This window comes from Jiulongibacter sediminis (genome assembly GCF_001306455.1).
Lineage (GTDB): Bacteria > Bacteroidota > Bacteroidia > Cytophagales > Spirosomataceae > Jiulongibacter > Jiulongibacter sediminis.
In genome coordinates, this window is record NZ_LGTQ01000010.1 from 102,315 (window position 1) to 122,999 (window position 20,685).

Annotated in this window: 10 protein-coding genes; 7 read left to right on the forward strand and 3 right to left on the reverse strand. The window is 42.7% G+C overall.

Going from position 1 to position 20,685, the window contains the following annotated elements; all coding sequences use genetic code 11:
* Nucleotides 1-258: 258 nt before the first annotated feature.
* Nucleotides 259-9,912: a beta strand repeat-containing protein gene (locus AFM12_RS13505; protein ID WP_055149107.1), complete on the forward strand. Its 9,654-nt coding sequence runs from the start codon at nt 259-261 to the stop codon at nt 9,910-9,912.
* 56 nt (nt 9,913-9,968) lie between these two features.
* Here AFM12_RS13505 and AFM12_RS13510 read toward each other — a convergent pair whose 3' ends face one another.
* Entirely contained in the window at nt 9,969-10,616 is a 648-nt protein-coding gene (locus AFM12_RS13510) for a DUF2959 family protein (protein ID WP_055149109.1), read from the reverse strand.
* Between the two features lie 120 nt (nt 10,617-10,736).
* On the opposite strand from AFM12_RS13510, the gene AFM12_RS13515 reads away from it, so the two are divergent.
* A complete protein-coding gene (locus tag AFM12_RS13515) occupies nt 10,737-13,997 on the forward strand; it encodes a serine hydrolase domain-containing protein (protein WP_055149111.1) in 3,261 nt (1,086 codons plus the stop codon).
* A 16-nt stretch (nt 13,998-14,013) separates the two neighbouring features.
* Here AFM12_RS13515 and AFM12_RS13520 read toward each other — a convergent pair whose 3' ends face one another.
* Entirely contained in the window at nt 14,014-14,937 is a 924-nt protein-coding gene (locus AFM12_RS13520) for a hydrogen peroxide-inducible genes activator (RefSeq protein WP_055149113.1), read from the reverse strand.
* A 141-nt stretch (nt 14,938-15,078) separates the two neighbouring features.
* Here AFM12_RS13520 and AFM12_RS13525 point away from each other — a divergent pair, with 141 nt between their 5' ends.
* Nucleotides 15,079-15,540, forward strand: coding sequence for an ankyrin repeat domain-containing protein (locus AFM12_RS13525; RefSeq protein ID WP_055149115.1), 462 nt, complete (start codon nt 15,079-15,081; stop codon nt 15,538-15,540).
* On the opposite strand, the gene AFM12_RS13530 is transcribed toward AFM12_RS13525, so the two are convergent.
* A complete protein-coding gene (locus AFM12_RS13530; RefSeq protein WP_055149117.1) occupies nt 15,537-17,051 on the reverse strand; it encodes a P-loop NTPase family protein in 1,515 nt (504 codons plus the stop codon). The two genes, AFM12_RS13525 and AFM12_RS13530, sit on opposite strands and share 4 nt — an antisense overlap.
* Nucleotides 17,052-17,150: 99 nt before the next feature.
* Between AFM12_RS13530 and AFM12_RS13535 the strand changes: the two genes are divergently transcribed.
* The 4 genes from AFM12_RS13535 to AFM12_RS13550 all read left to right on the forward strand — a co-directional run bounded on the left by AFM12_RS13535 (nt 17,151) and on the right by AFM12_RS13550 (nt 20,666).
* Nucleotides 17,151-17,600, forward strand: a complete 450-nt coding sequence (locus tag AFM12_RS13535) for a methylglyoxal synthase (RefSeq protein WP_055149522.1) — start codon at nt 17,151-17,153, stop codon at nt 17,598-17,600.
* Complete coding sequence (locus tag AFM12_RS13540) at nt 17,593-18,753, forward strand: DUF4271 domain-containing protein (RefSeq protein WP_055149119.1); 1,161 nt, start codon at nt 17,593-17,595, stop codon at nt 18,751-18,753. Before AFM12_RS13535 ends, AFM12_RS13540 begins: the two co-directional genes overlap by 8 nt.
* 41 nt (nt 18,754-18,794) lie before the next feature.
* Nucleotides 18,795-19,592 (forward strand): uroporphyrinogen-III synthase, encoded by a 798-nt coding sequence (locus AFM12_RS13545; RefSeq protein ID WP_055149121.1) that lies wholly within the window; start codon nt 18,795-18,797, stop codon nt 19,590-19,592.
* 108 nt (nt 19,593-19,700) lie between these two features.
* Nucleotides 19,701-20,666 carry a PorP/SprF family type IX secretion system membrane protein gene (locus AFM12_RS13550; protein ID WP_131458362.1) on the forward strand — a complete coding sequence of 322 codons (966 nt, stop codon included), beginning with the start codon at nt 19,701-19,703 and terminating at the stop codon, nt 20,664-20,666.
* The last annotated feature ends 19 nt before the right edge of the window (nt 20,667-20,685 follow it).

The following is a 20,685-nucleotide window of genomic DNA, read 5'->3' on the forward strand; positions in this document are numbered from 1 at the left end:
GGAATCTATTTAGAGGAGGTTTTAAAAAATCAAGGCAGTGCTGTGCAAAGGCCAAAAGCAGATTTTTAGAATGCCAGAGGCTGGTCAAAAAGGACATAGATAGAGAGCTATGACAGCTTCTGACTGAAATGAGTCAAAGGTTGGCTGATTTGTGTTAATCCAAACGAATAACCAGATACGATCTTTGGCCAAATCCTTTCGTCTTAAAAACGTAGCTCAAACTGAGCCAATGTTCCTGAAAACATACCTGCGAAAACTATGAAGAAACTTTTCTTATTTCTTATTACTCTTTCCCTTTCATATTTACCAAAAACAAATGCCCAGCAATTGAACGCTACATTTAGTGTAGCTAGTGGAAACCGGCTTCAAATGGTACTCCATGAGGATGCCTATTTCCAATTTTCACAGAGTTATCATTTCACCGATCCTAATCCGGCTTTAGCAGTGGTCATTAAAAATGTATATAGTTCGGCCAAACTAAACAGCCATGGCACGGCCACCGGCCCCGGATATACCACCACAGGCGGGCAAAGCGGAAGTGTTACAGCTTTCGGAACATATGGATCTTCATATGGACAATTCGACGTGAACACCGATGAGGTCATTGTTTTCGAAGCTGCAAATGCCATTGCCAATGGAGCTGTTTTGACCATTCCCGCTGGCACCTATCTTCATGATGTAAATTCATACAATTCCGGAAACGGCGGGGTATTCAATGCAGGTCCTTATACTGCAATTATCCCGGATGAGCCCTTTACGGGTGTTGCTGCTACCATGATAACCCCACCCACTTATTCCTTATCTCAGGGGGATATCGCTTTTGTGGGATACAATACAGATACACCAGATGGTTATTCTTTTGTGACCCTAGCAGATATTCCAGCCGGAGAAGTTATCTATTTTACAGATCAGGGGTGGCATGAAGATGACTCCTGGTACCCTAGTACGGAGACGCATTTAAAATGGACTGCTCCAGCCGGAGGGTTATCAGCAGGCTCCATTGTATCCATTATTGAGACATCGCCAGATGTTTTACAAATTACAGGAGGGGGTACGTTAGGACCTTTGGTGACTACTGATGGCTTCACACCTTCTAGTTTTAACCTATCGGCAGGTGATGCCATTCTGGCCTATCAGGGAGCCATTGGCACGGCGAACCCAAGTTTTATTGCCGGTCTTAATGGTGATGACAATTATGCTCACACGACTGGCTGCGATAATCCGACTACTAAATGGTTTACAAATACTATTTCAGGGTGTACTCCTGGGGGAGCTCCCACCAGCCCGTCAAACGACATAACTACTCTTCCTGACGATTTAACCAACGGAGTCAATGCCGTCATGCTAAACCCTGACCCAGTAACCGAGGTTGATAATTATAAATACAATGGTATTTTTTCAGGCTCACAGTCGCAATTGTTGGCAGCAATCAATGATTACACGAACTGGATACGAGATGATGGAACCAATCAGGACATTACGCCTTCCGATTATAACGGTGGGAATGGCTTCACCATTGGAGGCAATCCTCCTACCGCCAGCTCGTTTGCTTCTACGGCTTACGAGAACTTAATATTCACATTTTCTACATCTGATTTCGGATATACAGACGGAGATTCTGACCCCTTAGATCATGTGTTGATTGAGTCAATTCCTGCTGTAGGCACATTGTATCTCGATGCTGATAATGACGACCTTTTCGACGGTGGCGAAACAATCTCAATGAATGATCAAATCAGTAAAGCAGATCTGGACGCCGGCAACCTTCAATATATTCAGAATGGAAGCACAAATACTTCTTTTCAATTTGAGGTGAATGACGGATCGGCAAATAGTTCAGGAAATTATATTGCCACCATAAGTGTATTACCCGTTCCAACCGTATCACTGAGCGTCACCCCTGAATCCAAATCTGAGTCCATCACTACGTCAACGGCAGTAACAGCAACATTGTCCAACGCATATGGAGCTGCCACTACAGTGAATCTAAGTTTTAGCGGAACAGCGATAGGCTCCGGCGTGGATTATAGCCGAAGTGGTACCAATATTCTCATCCCTTCAGGAAACACAAGCAATAGCATTAGTCTCACCAACGTTCCTGATGCCCTATACGAAGGAAATGAAAGTATTGAGATAGACATAACTAGTGTTAGCAACGGTACCGAAAGTGGTACTCAGCAAGTCACCTATACCATAATCGATGATGATTCTCCCCCTAATGCAACCTTGGAGGTCCTAGGCAATTACAACCCTATTACTGACGAGAGTGGTGGTCAGGCTTACATCCGTGGCAAAATAGATGCGGTGGCAGGTACCACCGTTTTCATTCCACTTTCTTTTAGTGGGACTGCCACCGGAGGAGGGACTGACTATTCAATTACCGGAAATACAATTACCTTATCTCCCGGAGAGACCATGGACAGTATAAGGGTGACATCTCAATACGACGGGATACCCGAGGGTGACGAAACCGTTATCATTGATATGGGAACTCCCACAAATGCCGTGGAGAGTGGAACGCAACAAGTGACGGTAGTGATTAAAGACGAAGATGGAGGATATCCCGAAATAAATATTAAAGGAAATGGTCAGAATATAGCCGATGGAGCCAACAATCCTACAGTATCCGACAGTACCGATTTCGGCAGCGTTAATGCGGCTTCTGGCAGCAATACCAATACCTTTATTATAGAAAATAATGGTGGTGTTACCCTGAATATCAGCAGTATAACTTCAACCGGTGCCAATAGCAGCGAGTTTGTGGTTAGTAACGTTCCATCTTCAATAGCAGCATCAAGTTCAGCCACTTTTGATGTAACTTTTGACCCGACAGCCGTTGGTGTTAGAACTGCTACCATTACTGTAAATAGTGATGACTCAGATGAGGCCGTTTATGATTTTTCTGTTCAAGGTACAGGAACAAACGTGTGCACCTCTGTAGCCACCGCAACCGAGACTATGACATGGACCGGTAGCGTAAATTCAGACTGGACGAACCCTTGCAACTGGGCACCTTATGGTGTACCTACGGCTACTAACGAGGTAATTATCAATGACGGCCCGAATGATCCTCTTATTAGTTCTGGTACAGTCCAGGTAGGCACAATGTTTGTTTCTGGATCTGGTGCCAGCCTTACGATAAATTCTGGAGCAACCTTAACCATTTCGGGAAGTGTTCAAACATTAATTGCCGTTAGCTTCTCTGCTGTTTTGATCAATAATGGAACGATAAACCTTACGAATACAACGGCATCAACTACAGGAGCAGATTGTATGGTAGTGGATGAAAACGCCTCTGCTTATAATTATGGGACAATCACTATGACATCGCTTCAAAATGTTGGTATCTCTTCAGCTGGCCAACTATTTATCAACAAATCAGGAGGAAGTATCTCTATTAATGCAAGAATTGGGCTTAACCTGGGATCAAGTACCAATTTTACCAACGAAAGTGGAGCATCAATACTGGGAACAGGCTCTCAATCATCTTTAATTAATTCAGGAGGGGCTATAAATAATTCAGGACGAATCAAATTGACCGGTCAAATTGAAAATATTAGTCCTGCACAAATCAACAATAATTTATGCGGGACACTAGAGGTTACGGGTGATTACTTTACTAATAGTGGCTCCACCTTGAATCAAGGCTATCTCTTGATTGATGGAACACTGCATAGCTCTAATGTAAGTAGTTTTACAAATAATGGTGTTTTGAAGTATGAGACCCTTTCTGGGTCAGTAGCCAACGCCACAAACCCTTCTGTCATTGTCAAAGATGACCCTACCCCAATTTTTACCTATGGCGGCACCTATGACGGCACTGTTGACGGTATCTTCAAAACAGATTCAGTAACATCGGCTGGTACTTTTATAAGCCCTAATTCGTTTAACCCTGATGCCAGCCTGCCCGTTGGCTCACAAACATTGCTGGCGAAAATAACACCTAATGGTGGAGCCTGCAGCCATTGGGTACCATTTACCTATAATAATCCTTCTCCAGAAATAAACATACGGGGAAACAGTGTTAATATATCCGATGGTGCCAATAGCCCTTCTGTAAGTGACAGCACTGATTTCGGAACCATTAATATTGCCTCAGGCAGCAATACCAATAGATTTACGATTGAAAATACAGGAACAGCTACGCTAAACATTAGCAGTATTACTTCTACCGGCACAAATAATAGTGAATTTGTAATCAGCAATGTCCCTACTTCTATAGCGGCATCAAATTCTGCTCCATTTGATGTTACATTTGACCCGGCTGCTGTGGGAGTTAGAACGGCCACAATTACTGTGAACAGTGATGATGCAGATGAAGCGGCCTATGATTTTACTGTTCAAGGAACAGGAACAAACGCCTGTACCACCATTGCCACGGCAACCGAACCCCTGACCTGGACAGGAGCTTTTGATACAGCTTGGGATAACGCCTGCAACTGGTCACCCAACGGCGTGCCCACAGCCGCCAATGATGTGGTCATTCCTTCGGGTACTCCTTATGAACCCTTTGTAGGGATTAATACTGCTGTAGCATATTCACTTGATATAAACAGTGGGGCAAGTTTAAATATTATCACTAATGCCCAGTTGACACTTAATGGTGCTCATTCTTTAGGTACTACTATTCTAAATGATGGTACACTTAATAATAATGGTAAACTGGTGCTTGGGAATTTGAATGCCCTACAATCAGATGGTATTATAAATACAGGCAGTTTAAATAATAACTCCGGTGCCGAAATAGAAATTGACCGCACCTCTGTTAACGCCATTTATAATTTTGGAGGTACCGTTGATAATAATGGCAAAATCACCATAGGAGCCAATGCCAGTGTAGGTGATTATGGCATATTGAATGACAATGTTTTCAATAATAATGTTGGCGGGCAAATAGTTATTGACAATTCGAACACCAGAAGTATATCCAATGATATAGGTACATTTACCAATGCTGGAAGTATTTCTCTGGGTGAACAAGGACTCAGTGGAGCACACTTCATTTATAACAATGCCACTTTTACCAATCTGGCAGCTGGTCAAATCAGGACGCAAGCATCTTTTTTTAATATATCATTCGAGAATGCCTTAAATGGGATTTTAAATAACTATGGTTTACTAGAATCTGGATTGCCTGATGGCAATAATTTTCAAAATGCCGGAACCGTCAATAATTATGCATGCGGTCAAATAAAACTATCGACTGACTTAATTAATCTAAATGGAGCTAATATTACTAATCAAGGACTTTTTGTAGCCTATCGTCAAGTAATCAATTTCGGCACCATCACCAATGAAAGCGTTTTTGAATCCAGTTTAATTCAGGCCGCTCTTATTAATAATACCAATGCTTCGCTTCTTGTGAAAGGAACACCGGTAAGCCATTCAGGGTTTAGAGATAGCTATGCTTCTATTTTTGTGTATGGCGGAACATTCAACGGGAATATTCTTGGAATTTTTCAGGACTCATTGGCACTGGTTTCAGCAGGTAGTTTTACAGCTCCAAATACATTTGTACCCTTAAGCAGTTTGCCACAAGGTGGACAAACCTTATTTGCCAAAATTGAAACATTAGGTGCAGCCTGCACCTATATTGTTCCTTTTCATTTTCGTTACGAGACAAAGCCTGTAATTGCCATTCAGCCTAATGATTTGTCTGCATGTGCAGGTTCGTCAACAATTCTTTCAACCATCGCATTTTTTGCTGATACTTATCAATGGCAGGTAAATACAGGAGAAGGTTTTGTTCCTATTTCAGACAATGTAACTTATTCAGGTGCGACTACATCCGAGTTGTCAATTTCTGATGTAACTGGTTTGGCTGGAAACCTTTATCGTTGTTTCATCAGCTCTGCTTCTGGCGATACCCTAACGCGTGAAGTGGAACTGCTTATTCAAGATGATATTACCATTGGAAATACCACACTTTTTCCTGGAGATAATGAGGCAGACGAATTCATTACCACTTCAGGGAATAATGCATTTTTCTTAAAAGTGAAAGTTGAAAATGACATAGTGGCTGATAGCATCGGAATTATTTTGAAAGACCATTTGAATTCCTTTCCAATTAGTAATCGATTCAAATTTGCAATCTATTCTAACTCAGGGAGTGAAGCACCTGGTCAATTATTGGGAACCTCCGCAGGGAATTCTTTGGATTCTTCTCCACAAATTATTGATGGCTACAATACTTTTGTGTTGGATTCAACTATTGAGCTTACGGCTGGATACTATTGGCTGGCATTTAATTTCGAAGGCTTCACAGAATTATCGTATAATCCTTACGGGCCAGATTCCTATACCAAGCATGCATCCATAAATTTTTCAACACCATTTCCTAATTCTCCTGTAACTCAAAATAATTCTGGATTTATGTATCACCTTTACATTAAAGGAGAATTAATCTGTGGGCCGGATACTCCGGTCAGTGTTGCGGCCTCTGCCAATAACGTTTGCCAAGGAAATAATATTACACTAACGGCAGATTGCGGCACAAACACCGTCAAATGGTATAATGTAGCCACTGGTGGAACAGCTATAGGCTCGGGCAGTCCACTTAGTTATATGCCTACAGCTACTAAAACATATTACGCTTCATGTGATGACGGCAATCTGGAGAGCGAAAGGGTGCCCACTCAGGAAGTTGTCTTCAATATTACTCCAACATTGACAGGTCAATCAGAAGTAAATCCATTAACATGTGGAGGGGCAGATGGTAGTATAACTTTTGCTACAAACATACCTGATGGTAGTTACTCAATTTCTTATACCGGTACAGGAAGCCCAAAAACCGTTTCTGTCGCTGGAGGATCGTTTATATTATCAGGCCTTTCTGCGGGTACTTATTCCAATTTCAGTGTAACCAATGCCGGATGCACAGGCACTGATCCCTCATCATTCACTTTAACAGACCCATCCGCTCCAACGGCCTCAATTTCAGGGGCGGATAATCTGACTTGTACGGTTACTTCCGTCACCAGAACGGCTTCCGGTGGTAATTCTTATTCGTGGTCGGGACCGAGTGCTTATTCGGCTTCTACGGCTAAAGCCACCATCACTGCTGCCGGAACTTATACAGTGACGGTGACAGGGTCTAATGGTTGTACCGCTACCGCATCAACCGTTGTAACTCTTGATGGTACTCCTCCTACGCCTTCCATCTCAGGAACAGATAATCTGACTTGTACGGTTACCTCGGTCACCAGAACAGCTTCTGGTGGAACTTCTTATTCGTGGTCGGGGCCAAGTGCTTATTCAGCTTCGACGGCTCAAGCTACTATCACTGTTGCCGGGACTTACACCGTCACCGTTACCGGAACTAATGGGTGTACTGCTACGGCAACAACCGTTGTAACCCTTGATGGTACTCCTCCTACGCCTTCTATCTCAGGAATGGATAATTTGAATTGTACGGTTACCTCGGTCACCAGAACAGCTTCTGGTGGAACTTCTTATTCGTGGTCAGGGCCAAGTGCATATTCAGCTTCGACGGCTCAAGCTACTATCACTTTTGCCGGGACTTATACCGTCACCGTTACCGGAACTAATGGGTGTACTGCTACGGCAACAACCGTTGTAACCCTTGGTGATACTCCTCCTACGCCTTCCATTTCAGGAACGGATAATCTGACCTGTGCGGTCACTTCAGTCACCAGAACTGCTTCAGGTGGGGATTCTTATTCGTGGTCGGGACCGAGTGCTTTTTCGTCTTCGACGGCTCAAGCCACCATCACTTCAGCCGGGACTTATACCGTAACGGTGACAGCAACTAATGGTTGTACTGCTACGGCGACTACCGTTGTAACTCTTGATGATACTCCTCCTACCCCTTCTATCTCAGGAACGGATAACCTGACTTGTGCGGTCACTTCCGTCACCAGAACTGCTTCAGGTGGTAATTCTTATTCCTGGTCAGGGCCTAGTGGGTATTCGGCTTCTACCGCGGAAGCTACTATTACTGCTGCCGGAACTTATACCGTAACAGTGACAGGGTCTAATGGTTGTACAGCCACGGCAACGAATGAAGTATTTCTTGATAACAATCCGCCCACAGCCACCATTGACGGCACAGAAAACCTCAGTTGTTCAGTAACGAGTGTCACCAGAACCGCTCAGGGAGGAGGACTTGTCACGCTAAATTCTGTGTCTGAGACCGATCTTTATGAATATACCTGGTCAGGCGGTCTTGGGAATACGGCCGCTGTCAATATTTCTTCGCCGGGCACCTATACGGTGACCGTAACGACCGGCAATGGCTGTACTGCTACGGCCACAACCGTTGTAACCCTTGATGATACTCCTCCTACCCCTTCCATTTCAGGAACGGATAATCTCACTTGTACTGTAAACACAGTTTCCAGAACCGCTCACGGAGGTAGCGGTGTTGATTTCAATTCCTCACCTGGTTTGTCCCAAACGGATCCGTATGAATACGCCTGGTCGGGTGGACTAGGTAATACAGCCACCGTCAGCATCAGTGCCGCCGGAACCTATACCGTGACCATCACTTCAGGCAACGGTTGTACGGCGACAGCAACAACCGTTGTAACCGTTGACGAGACTCCGCAAACCATTGGTGTAACTTCTTATGAAAGACCTTCGGCCTGTGGCTTAAATGACGCCAGCATCACCTTCTCTACTTCTTTGCCTGACGGTGGTTATACCCTTGGATATACCAGAAACAGTCTAGCTTCTTCGGCTGCTGTCACGGTGAGCTCAGGAAGTTTTATTTTGAGTAATCTGCAGCCGGGACTTTATTCTGCTTTCAGCGTCAGTTCAGGTCTTTGTTCGGCGAACTCCTCTGCTGAAGTTGATATCGTTTCTATTCCATTGAATGTCACTGCCTCTAATGGCGGGCCTTACCTGGAAGGTGAAACCGTTCAGCTCACCGGAACCGGCGGGCCAACCTATAACTGGTCGGGACCAAATGGCTTTAGCAGCAGTCTGCAAAATCCTGTTGTAGCCAATGCCACAACCGCTGATGCGGGAACCTACACCCTCACCGTTGTAAACGGAGCCTGTACAGCGACAGCGACAACAATCGTTTCCATTCAGAATGCCACTCCAGCTTTCAGCTATTATTACGCCTTTGGAGGTGCGAACCCGGAAATCATTGCTCCTTTAACTCAAAATGCGGAGTTCCAGATCTCTGACAGACCAGTGACTGTGCTGGCCGTTCCAAATGTAAACGTGGCAAGTACAAGGCTACAGCTATCCAGTACTTCTAATCTTCAGTATTTTGAAGACAATCAGGCTCCGTATTCCTTGTATGAAGCAAACAATATGGCTACAGGAGACTACCTAGGCACAAATTTCTACACCTTTATTGCCAGAGGCTATGACCAGCCAAACAATCAGGGTAATATTGTCTTGGGACCTGATGTTATTGGTTTCTGGGTTGTTAACGGGCAGAGAAGCATAAATCTGAATGAACCTTCGGTCACTGCTCTTTGTGCTCAGGGTAGTTTCAATGTCGATTTTAGTACAACCGGTACTTTTGAGGCTGGGAATAACTTCATCGTTTACCTCTCTGATGCCAATGGGTATTTTACAAACCCGACTCAGATTGGCTCAGGAAGTGGAAACAGCATTGCCTGCAGTCTTCCTGCCACTATTACTTCAGGGACTGGCTACAAGATTAAAGTGGTCTCCACTTCACCAATTGTCAACTCTGAAATCTCTACTTCTGCATTCAACATTATAGGAACTAACGCCCTGCTGACCTCACCAAATGATGATCTGATCAGTCAGACCAAAGATTTCAAAGCAGTACAGACGATTGAAGCTGCAAATCAGATTTCAGGCAACAGTCAGTCGGATTACCGTTCAGGTAACAGCATCCTTTTGAATCCAGGTTTTAAAGCTGATTCAGGCACTGTGTTCGAAGCTAAAATTCAGAATGTGTGCCCGTAATAAGAAGAGCGGCTGTCTTGTAAAGGCAGCCGCTCTTTAATTATCTTTTTTTGATATTAATTCAGCTCATCAATTCGCTGATCATAAAGCTTTTTACTTTCCTCTACAGCCACGTTAAGCTCCTGCATAATACCATCAACACGCCCCTCAATACTCTCCAATTGAGCATTGATATTATCAAAAGAATTCAGAGCTACTGCCACTTCCAAAGCTTTCACGATATCTACAGCATCTGTATGAAGAACTCTTAACTTACCGATCGCTTTTGCCGTATTAGCCAAAGTTGCGTTATATTTCGTTCTGGCCGATTGAATTGCTTTTGATAAATCTGCCTTGCTCTTGGCATCTGACAAACTGTTGGTTTGCTCTTCCATTGCGGTAAAAAGTCCCTCCGCCCTACTTTTCAAATCTTCATATTCTTTATTAAGATCTTTGACTTTTTTGTCCACCTTTTCCCAGTTACCATAAACTTTGGCAAACTCTTTATCTTCATTTTTAGAATCTTCCAGAGCTGCCTTCAATCCACTGAGTGATTCTAGGCTTTTGGTTACATTTTCATTCGTCGAAACCTTGTCTTTTTCAAAGGTCTCTACCTGCTTTTTGAAGGCTTCTTTTAATCTCGGTAAATCCTCCGGGCTCTTGTTTTTCCAGCATGAGCTGACCAAAAAAGTCAGGATTACTAAAGTGGCAAATATTTTCTTCATTGTGTTATTCCAATTTTATCGGCCTCAAATCTACACTTTTTAGATAAATCAAAACCTATTGATATCGTCAGAGATTGATTAAATCCTTAGTTTTGACAGAATAACGTTATACACTTCATTATGTTCAAAAAAGCCCTTATAGTACTTTTTTCAACCACTTTGTCCCTTAATCTGTTTGCTCAGCAACCTGCTTTTCTAAAAGATTATAATCATCAATGGGTGGATTCGGTTTTCAATTCTCTTTCAGTTGATCAGAAAATAGGGCAATTACTAATGCCCAGAGGAAATTTCTCTGGCCAGGGCTATGAACCGGAAAAACTAAAAGAGTGGGTTAAAGAATACCATATTGGCGGCCTTGCTATGTTTGCCGGGCAGCCGAGCGTTCAGGCTGGTATTATCAATGAACTACAATCGATCTCTGAAGTGCCGCTTCTCATAGGAATGGATTTTGAATGGGGGCTGGCCATGCGTCTTGATTCTACTGTCCGTTTTCCTTACCAAATGGCACTTGGGGCTATGACAGGGCATATTGAACTGATAGAACAAATGGGTGCTGAAATAGGGCAACAATGTCAGCGTCTTGGTGTGCATGTAATGTACGGTCCCGTAGCTGATGTTAATGTAAATCCGCAGAACCCGGTGATCAATTTTCGCTCTTTTGGGGAAGACCCTCAAATGGTAGCCAGAAAAGCCCTTGCTTACATGAATGGCCTTCAGCGTCAGCATATTATTGCTACTGCAAAACACTTCCCCGGGCACGGTGATACAGGTGTCGACTCACATTATGACCTTCCGGTTATTCCTCATTCCAGAGCTCGGCTTGACTCCATAGAACTCATGCCGTTTAAAGCTATGATTGATAACGGGCTCACCGGAATTATGACAGCTCACCTGAGTATTCCTGTTCTGGATGATACTCCAAATCTGGCGGCAACGCTTTCACCTAAAATTATTACCAGCCTGCTCAAAGAAGACCTTGGTTTTGAGGGACTTACTTTTACCGATGCCATGGACATGCAGGGTATCACTAAACACTTCCCTGACGGAAAAGCATTGGTTCAGGCCATTATTGCCGGCAATGATGTTTTGGAAACTTTTGTGGATGTGCCTACAGCCGTCAAAGCGATCAAAGCAGCTCTGGAAAGTGGAGAGCTGACAGAAGAGATTATCAATGAGCGTGTCCTCAAAATTCTCAAAGCCAAATCATGGGTGGGTCTCGACCATTACCGGTCCACCAAAGTGGAAAACCTGATTGAGGATTTAAACACTATCAAATCCGATTACCTCAACCGTGAGTTTGCTGAAAAAACCTTGACTTTGCTTAAAAATGAGGGAAGTCAGTTACCCATAAAGGATTTGCAGAGCAAAATTGCTTTTGTCTCCATTGACAATGCCGGCACTTCAGATTTTCAAAAAATGGCAGAAAATTACACGGCAATTGACTTTTTCAATTTGCCTGTCAATGCCTCTGACAATCTGGTACAGCTGATTCACAACAGAACAAAAGACTATGATCATTTGGTCATTGGGTTACATTTACAAAGCATTAGACCATACAGTAATTACGGGGTAACTCCACAAAATCAATTTGCACTAAGTGCTTTACTGGAAAACCCGAACAGTACAGTAGTTATTTTCGGCAATCCTTTCTCAATCAATAAAATTGAAGATTTAGGTAAGGCCAAATCAATTGTGATGGCAAATCAATTGACCTCGTACACCGAAGAAGCCGCCACTCAGGCCATTTTTGGAGCTATTCCTTTCGAGGGAACATTGCCTGTCACAGTCAATGAAAATTACAAAGCAGGCTTTGGATTACACCCTGAAACATTAGATAGACTAGCCTATGGTGTCCCTGAACAAGTAGGGCTTGACGGAGAGACCCTTAGAAGTCGAATTGACTCCGTCATTAATTACGGTTTGGAAGAAAAAGCTTATCCAGGAGCGGCCTTTCAGGTAGCCAAGAATGGTCGTGTTATTTATCGAAGAGCTTATGGATATCATACTTATGAAGATGCCGAGCGAGGAGGATACCGAAGTAACGCCACCACCGAAGAGTTTGAAAAAGGCAATAAAGATGTGATGGACAACCACAACCCTTTTGAGCCCGATAGTCAGGTGGGCACCATAAATGCCATTGGAAACCCCGAAGCTGTTAAAATGGAAGGGGCTGTTCAATTGACCGACCTTTACGACATGGCCTCGGTTACCAAAATCAGCACCTCTGCATTGGCCGTAATGCAACTGATGTCTGAAGGTAAATTTGACCTTGATAAGACCTTTGCCGACTACGTTCCTGAAACAAAAGGCACCAATAAAGCCAACCTGACTTTCAGAGATATGTTAACCCACAGAAGCGGTCTCAAAGCCTGGATCCCGTTCTGGATGGAGTGTATTGACACGCTTTCTACCATTAACAAGGGCCTTATTGAAAAACCTTATTTACTGGAAGAATTTGAGTACTTCCCACAGCCAAAACTTAGTTTCTTTCAACGCATTTTTAGAAAAAGACCAGACAAGAAAATTGATTATCTGGGCTCGGTAAGACGAAATAATGATCTGTGGCTTGAGCTGCTGCACCCTGAAACTCTTACCTGGAAACCGGGCATTTTCTCAACAACACCAACAGAACAATTTTCTGTTCAGGTTGCTGATTCACTTTGGATCAATAAGGACTATAAATCCACCATATTTAATCAGATCATTGAATCTCCTGTAAAGCCGGAGCAGGGCTATGTTTACAGTGACATGCATTATTATTTCTACCCTGATTTTGTACCACAAATCACAGGAAAACCTTGGGAAGAATATCTCAAAGACACGTATAAAGCCATCGGGGCGAATTCCCTGACCTATAATCCGAGAAGGTTTTATCCGCTTCACCAAATTGTGCCCACCGAGCAGGATACGCTTTTCAGAAAAACGCAGATTCACGGGCGAGTTCACGATGAAGGAGCCGGTATGCTCAATGGTATCTCCGGCCACGCTGGTCTTTTTGGAAATGCCAATGACCTGATGAAGTTAATGCAAATGTACCTTCAAAACGGTTCATACGGCGGTCAGGAGTTTATCAAACCTGAAGTGGTTTCAGAATGTACCCGATATCAGTTTGACCCGGTAGTAAACAGAAGGGCCATTGCCTTTGATAAGCTACATCCTGACAAAAATATAGCGAACGGCCCCCAGGAGGCCTCTGATCTCAGTTATGGACACAGCGGTTATACCGGTACTTTTACATGGATAGACCCGATGTATGATATGGTTTACGTTTTTCTATCCAACCGTGTTTATCCGACTCGAGCAAATAACAAAATCAGCAGCCTGAATATCAGAACTGAAGTGGGCAATCAGATTTTAAGGACGATTAAAGAAGGGCTTTAAAGTTGGGCAATATTTATTAACCCGTAAATGGAATAAGCTGAGAGTCATTTTTGATTGACTCTGTAGGTAAGCTGGTTCTTATCTCTTCAGCCAAAAGGTCAATCAATTTCTTTTTTACATAGCCCCGGCTCATGATCAGGCCCACTTCCCGGACAGGTTGAGGACTAGCAAATTGTTTAGTTTTCTTTAGCTGCTCAGGTGTGAAGTTTAGGGTCGCCAGTTCAGGTAAAATTGTAATGCCCAAATGTTTATCCGCTAAGTTTCTGAGGGTTTCAAGGCTACCCGAGGTGTACTCAATGGCATTACCAGATTGTTTTCGCAATTCACAAAACTGAATGATCTGCGACCTGAAACAATGCCCTTCTTCAAGCAAAAGAAGTTCATCAGCATTGATATCGTCTGCCAGCAAGTATTCCTTTTCAAATTCACGAGGAGAATAAACCACAAAGGCCTCTGTATAAAGAGGAATCGTTTTTACACCTTTTTCATTCTCAGGTGGCACCAGAATTCCGGCATCCAGCTCACCAGATTCCAGTTTTTCCAGAATCCGGGGAGTAATCATCTCGGAGATTTTTAACTCCACCTCTGGATATTTCTGATGAAAAGATTGAATGAATAAAGGCAATAAATAGGGTGCAATTGTGGGGATCACTCCTATTCTCAGCCGCCCCCCAATATACTCCCTCTCCTCTTTGGCCATTTCCTTGAGGCGTTCAGCCTCTACCAATACTGCTTTGCACTGCAAAATCAACTTCTCCCCGGCATCAGTGGGGCAAACAGGTTGGCGGCTTCGGTCAAAAATCTTGATCTCCAGCTCCTCCTCCAGCTTCTGAATCATCATGCTAAGTGTAGGCTGGGTCACATGGCAGGCTTCTGCTGCCCGGGCAAAATGCCGATGTTGATTTACGGCCAGTACGTATTCTAACTGATGAAGATTCATAGATCTGAGTTTTAAAAGACACAACAAATATAGATACCATCTATCAATATGAAGAATATATCATTTTGAATTATCAGAATATTCCGTCTAGCTTTGTCCCATGATTTTGACAATGTGACCGTCGCAACAAAACCCTTCATCATGAGTTTTTTCGAATTAATCAAACAAGGTAAAGTACAAGAGATTGCAAATTTGATTTCTAATGACCCCTCCCTCGTACATCGAACAGATGAAAGAGGTTTTCCACCTCTGGTGATGGCCACCTACTCCAATCAGAAACAGGTAGCGGAATTATTGATCAATTATGGTGCGGAAATTGACCAGAAAGATAAAGCGGGGAACACAGCCCTAATGGGAGTTTCTTTCAAAGGCAATCTTGAAATTGCTGAACTTTTGATTCAAAATAATGCAGCTGTCAACATGCAAAATAATGATGGAGCTACAGCCCTGATTTACGCCGCAGGTTTTGGTCATACAGACCTTGTGAAGTTACTGCTGGATGCCGGTGCGGATAAGTCTTTAAAAGACATTAGCGGCAAAAATGCCGCTACTCATGCCGACTTTCAAGGTCGCTATGACGTCCTTAAATTATTGAATGATTAATAGTAATTCTCATCGTCTTCTTCACCGGAAAGATATTTCTTGGGATCAAAGAGGTTATCAAGTAAATCCTTAAAATGTAAGCCATGATCAAGAGCCTGCTTGCTTATCAATGAAAACTCAGCAAGGCCATGAAGGGCAAATTCCATCATGAATAGCTTTTCATCGCCTTTTAATTCCGGATGTAATTTCTCAACCAACTCAGAAAGCCCGTCAATAGTATTTAAACGAGCCGCATATTCCTTCGATGTAAGATCGTTCAACAGATCCATTTGATTTCCTGCTGCGAACCAGGACGTTATTTGAACGTAAGGATTCTTTCCTTCCTTCTTCTTTTTCTCTTTCTCCGGATCAGGAAAATACTTCAGAAACTCGGCTCTGATAGCCTTTCCAATAAGGCTTTGAGCCACATAAACAGGTCCTTCAACCTCACCTTCATATACCAACTCTATCTTCCCATTGATGGCTGGTATGGCTCCATAGATATCAGCTATTCGAGCATTGGCTTTCTTTTCACCATTCAGGATAGAACGCCTTTCAGCAGTGCTGAGCAAATTTTCATAGGCCGAAATCGTCATACGTGCCGAAACACCCGATTTGGCATCTACGTACTCGCTTTCACGGGCCACCACGGCAATTTGCTCAACCAAATCTTTCAATAACTCCCCTACCTGAACAGCCTCCTGACCCTTCTTCACTTTGGCCTCCTGAAGCGTAATCTTACGACCAATCTCAATCGATTTAGGATAGTGAGTTACAATTTGAGAGTCAATACGGTCTTTCAGCGGTGTAACAATACTTCCTCTGTTAGTATAGTCTTCTGGATTTGCCGTGAAAACAAATTGTATATCAAGTGGTAACCTTAATTTAAAGCCTCTGATTTGAATATCGCCTTCCTGCAGAATATTAAATAGAGAAACCTGAATTCTGGCCTGCAAATCGGGCAATTCGTTGATTACAAAAATACAACGATGCGAACGCGGAATCAGACCAAAATGAATCACCCGCTCGTCTGAATATGGCAATTTTAACGTCGCCGCTTTGATGGGGTCTACATCACCAATCAAATCAGCCACCGAAACATCTGGTGTCGCTAGTTTCTCATTATATCGCTCCTCTCTATGAAGCCAACTCACCGGAGTCTTATCACCCTTTTCGGCTATTAAGTCTTTTGCATATCTCGATAACGGATTCAGAGGATCATCGTTAAGATCAGAGCCTTCCACAACGGGAATGTACTCGTCCAGCAGATTGACCATCAGCCGGGCAATTCTTGTTTTAGCTTGTCCCCTTAGACCCAAAAGGTTGATGTGATGCATGGAGAGAATCGCTCTTTCAACATCAGGAATTACAGTATCCTCATAACCCCAGATACCTTCAAAAACCGATTCTTTTTTCTTCAGTTTCTCAATCAGATTGTCACGCAACTCCTCCTTAATAGTTTTGGAGACATACTTGCTTTTTTTGAGTTCACCTAAAGTTTTGATTTTTAACAAATCGGAAGTTTCGGGCATAAGTCGTTCTAATTTTCAAAGCATAACACGACAGAAAACTAAATGGTTTGTAAAACTGAAAGCAATTTCAAATTCCTTAATTTTGCCAAAAATTTCTGCATGGAAAACAGAACCTTACTGGCTCGTAAGAGAATTGCCCTGGTGGCACACGACAATAAAAAGAAGGAGCTTATTGAATGGGCAGAGTTTAATAAAGCGACCCTTCAAAAGCATCAGCTTTTTGCCACAGGTACCACGGGCCGCCTGTTAGAGGATACCCTTGACATGCACATTACCAAACTAATGAGCGGCCCCTTAGGTGGCGATCAGCAAATTGGTGCTCTGATTTCTGAGGGCAAAATTGACGTCCTTATTTTCTTCTGGGACCCCATGTCTGCTCAGCCACATGACCCTGACATTAAGGCTTTACTCAGACTTGGAGTGGTGTGGAACATCCCTATCGCCTGTGACAGAACTTCGGCCGACTTCATTCTTACCTCTCCACTCATGAATGAGCCTTTTGAGGTCATCATGCCAGATTATAAAAGCTATTTGAACAGGAATGTATAAGTACCTTTTAAGTCTTCTATTTTCAATAGGTTTAGTAATAAGCCCTTCAACCTCCTTTGCAATCAATGGAGGGCCTGATGACGCTTACCATATTATAAAAAGCTTTGATAAAGACTGGTTAATTTATAATGAGAATGCAGACCGTTATGAGCCTTTTATTGATAAGTTACAATCTCGCACAGAAGCTCATACCGTTTTTATTGATTTACAGCAATACAAACCCTTTGACCTATTGGTCAAATCAGAGGGCACAAAAGGCTATTTGTTCGTCAACGGCCAAATGTATTCAACCTTGAAAGCTAATGAGTGGCAGGTAATTGCTCTCAAAAATTTTACAGGAGAGGAAATTCAGGTTTCTTTTCTTGGATCCGGGAATATTCAGAAAAAACATCTTTTTATTGGTTCTAAAGCCAATGAAGGAATAGTTTCAGAAGGGATTGCACGAGATAATCTCATCTCAATGAAACATCGGATCTCCTTACCGTTTGGCAACAGCTTCGTCATTATTATAACTCTGTTGTTTTTATATGCCACCGTGCTTAGTGGTACTAACCCCAAGGCCTTTGGTGAGTACTTTTCTGTCAACGATCTCTTCGTTACAAAAATAAGGGACACTAAATTTCTGATAAGTAAGCCTTTGAATCGTATTAATCAAGCTTTTGTGGTGCTTTTGAGTATTACTACCGGTTTGCTCTTTGTGATTTTAGCCGGTAAGGGGCTTTACCTGTTTAATAATCCCTTTGGATTAAATACGGACTCGGGCAGCGGGAAATTCCTGTTCGCTTTTGTGCTTGTTTCCCTCGGGTCCTATGTTTTGTACATCCTGAAATACATCTTTTTGATGGTGATGTCCCAATTGTTTGGAATCAAAAAATCACTCAATATTCACTACTTCAAAAACATACAGTTTATGCTGATAACCTTCCTGGTTTTGGTCATGGTTTTATATATCTGGTATGTACAAATTCCACCCGGTGAAACTTTTGATTCAACGCTCATATATTACATTCTTTTAGGCTGTTATATGCTCCGGAGTGTACTATCGTATTTTAGCATATTAAAAAGTAGCGGCATACAAAGTCTTTATTTAATTGCTTATCTTTGCGTCGTCGAAATCCTGCCGATCGTTCTTGGTCTCAGGCTCGCTTTTTGACAAAACAATTTACTGTACAATTCTAAATACACTACTCAAGGATGAGTGAAAAGACAGATCAGGACATTTTGAAGTCCAGACAGAAAAAAGTAGAAAGTATATTAGTAACCCTATCAAACCCGCTCAAAGACGGCAAAAAAAGTACTCCTTACGACAGGCTGAAAGACCGTTACGGAGTGAAAGTAGATTTCAGAAATTTCATTGCAGTTGATGGGCTAACCCACAAAGAGTTCAGAAAGCAGAAAATTGATATTCTGGAACACACGGCCATCGTTTTCACCAGCAGAAATGCCGTAGACCACTTCTTCAGACTTTGTGAGGGATTGCGGATCGAAATGCCACCCGAGATGAAATACTTCTGTATTTCTGAACAAACCGCAAACTACCTTCAGAAGTACATCACCATCCGTAAGCGAAAAATATTCACAGGAACACGCACAGCTGCTGACCTGGAGCCGTTAATTGTGAAACACAAAAAAGAGAAATTCCTTTACCCGTGTTCTAATATCCGGATTGACAGCATTCCTAATATGTTTGAAAAAAATAATGTGCCTTTGACTGAAGCCATTATTTACGAAACCGGACCGGCTGACCTTTCTGATCTGACAGACGTTTTTTATGATGTTATCTGTTTCTTTAGTCCATCTGGTGTTGAAGCACTTGATCAGAACTTCCCGGACTGGCAGCAAAAAAATACGCGTCTGGCGGCTTTTGGACCTACTACTGCTCAGGCTATTCTTGACAAAGGTTGGATTCTTGATATTCAGGCTCCACTGCCAAATGCCCCTTCAATGACCGGTGCACTCGAAGTTTATATCAAAGAGGCAAACAATTTATAAGTAATTTGTGTTACTTTTCTGACTCAATGGTCTTTTGAGAGGTAATTTTCGTTACTTCCGAAATAATTGACAGAAGATTAGATCGTTGTTAAATACAAAGGCAAACTTTTGGGAAGACTGACACATTATTTAAAGCAAACAGTTCACTTACTATTGGTAATGGTAAGTGTTTCTGTATATGCTCAGAATGATCCACAGTTTACTCAGTATGTTTTTAATAGTATGTACCTAAACCCAGGTGCCACGGGCATGGGGGGGCGAACTGCTATTTCAGCAATTTACAGAACCCAATGGACAGGGTACACAGGAACATTTGATGCAGGAGGTGCACCAGTAACACAGCAGGTTTCGGCCTCATTGCCTTTTAATGCTCTCAAAGGTGGACTTGGACTGTATGCATCCAACGACCAGCTAGGCGGCGGCAGCACAAACAGGGAAATTTCAGCATCTTATGCTTTTCATAAGCGTATTGGCACTAATATTTTAGGGTTGGGCGTGGGAGCAGGTTTGTACTCAAGAATTCTGGATGGTGGCGAGTTCAGACCTCGGGAAGACAATGATCCTTCTATTCCTTCTTCAAGAGTAGCTCAAACTCAACCGGATTTTAGTGCAGGGGTGTTTTTATACAATCCTACTTACCAGTTAGGCTTGTCAATGAAACATATTAATCAACCTCTTTATGGTTTCTCAACAGAAACAGCACAAAGTCCTCTGCCGAGAACAATGTATCTCAATGGCAGTTTACTTATCGGTGTAACTTATACATTGGATGTGAGTCCGATGTTTGTAATAAAAAGTGATTTTAAAACAATTGCACCTGAAATGGGTGCATTAGTCACCTATAACTCTTCGCTTTGGGCAGGAGTTAATTACAGGTGGCAAGACGCGGCTTCTTTCCTAATAGGTGGTAATTTCCTGAATAATAAACTTCGAGCAGGATATGCCATGGACTACGTGGTTTTTGGTTCATCAGCCAAAGCCCCAACTTCACATGAAATTCTGCTTACCTATTATTTAAATCCCCCCCGATCCGGAAAGAAATCAATCATACGAACCCCGAGATACCGATACTGATTAAGTAGTAGTATTTGAT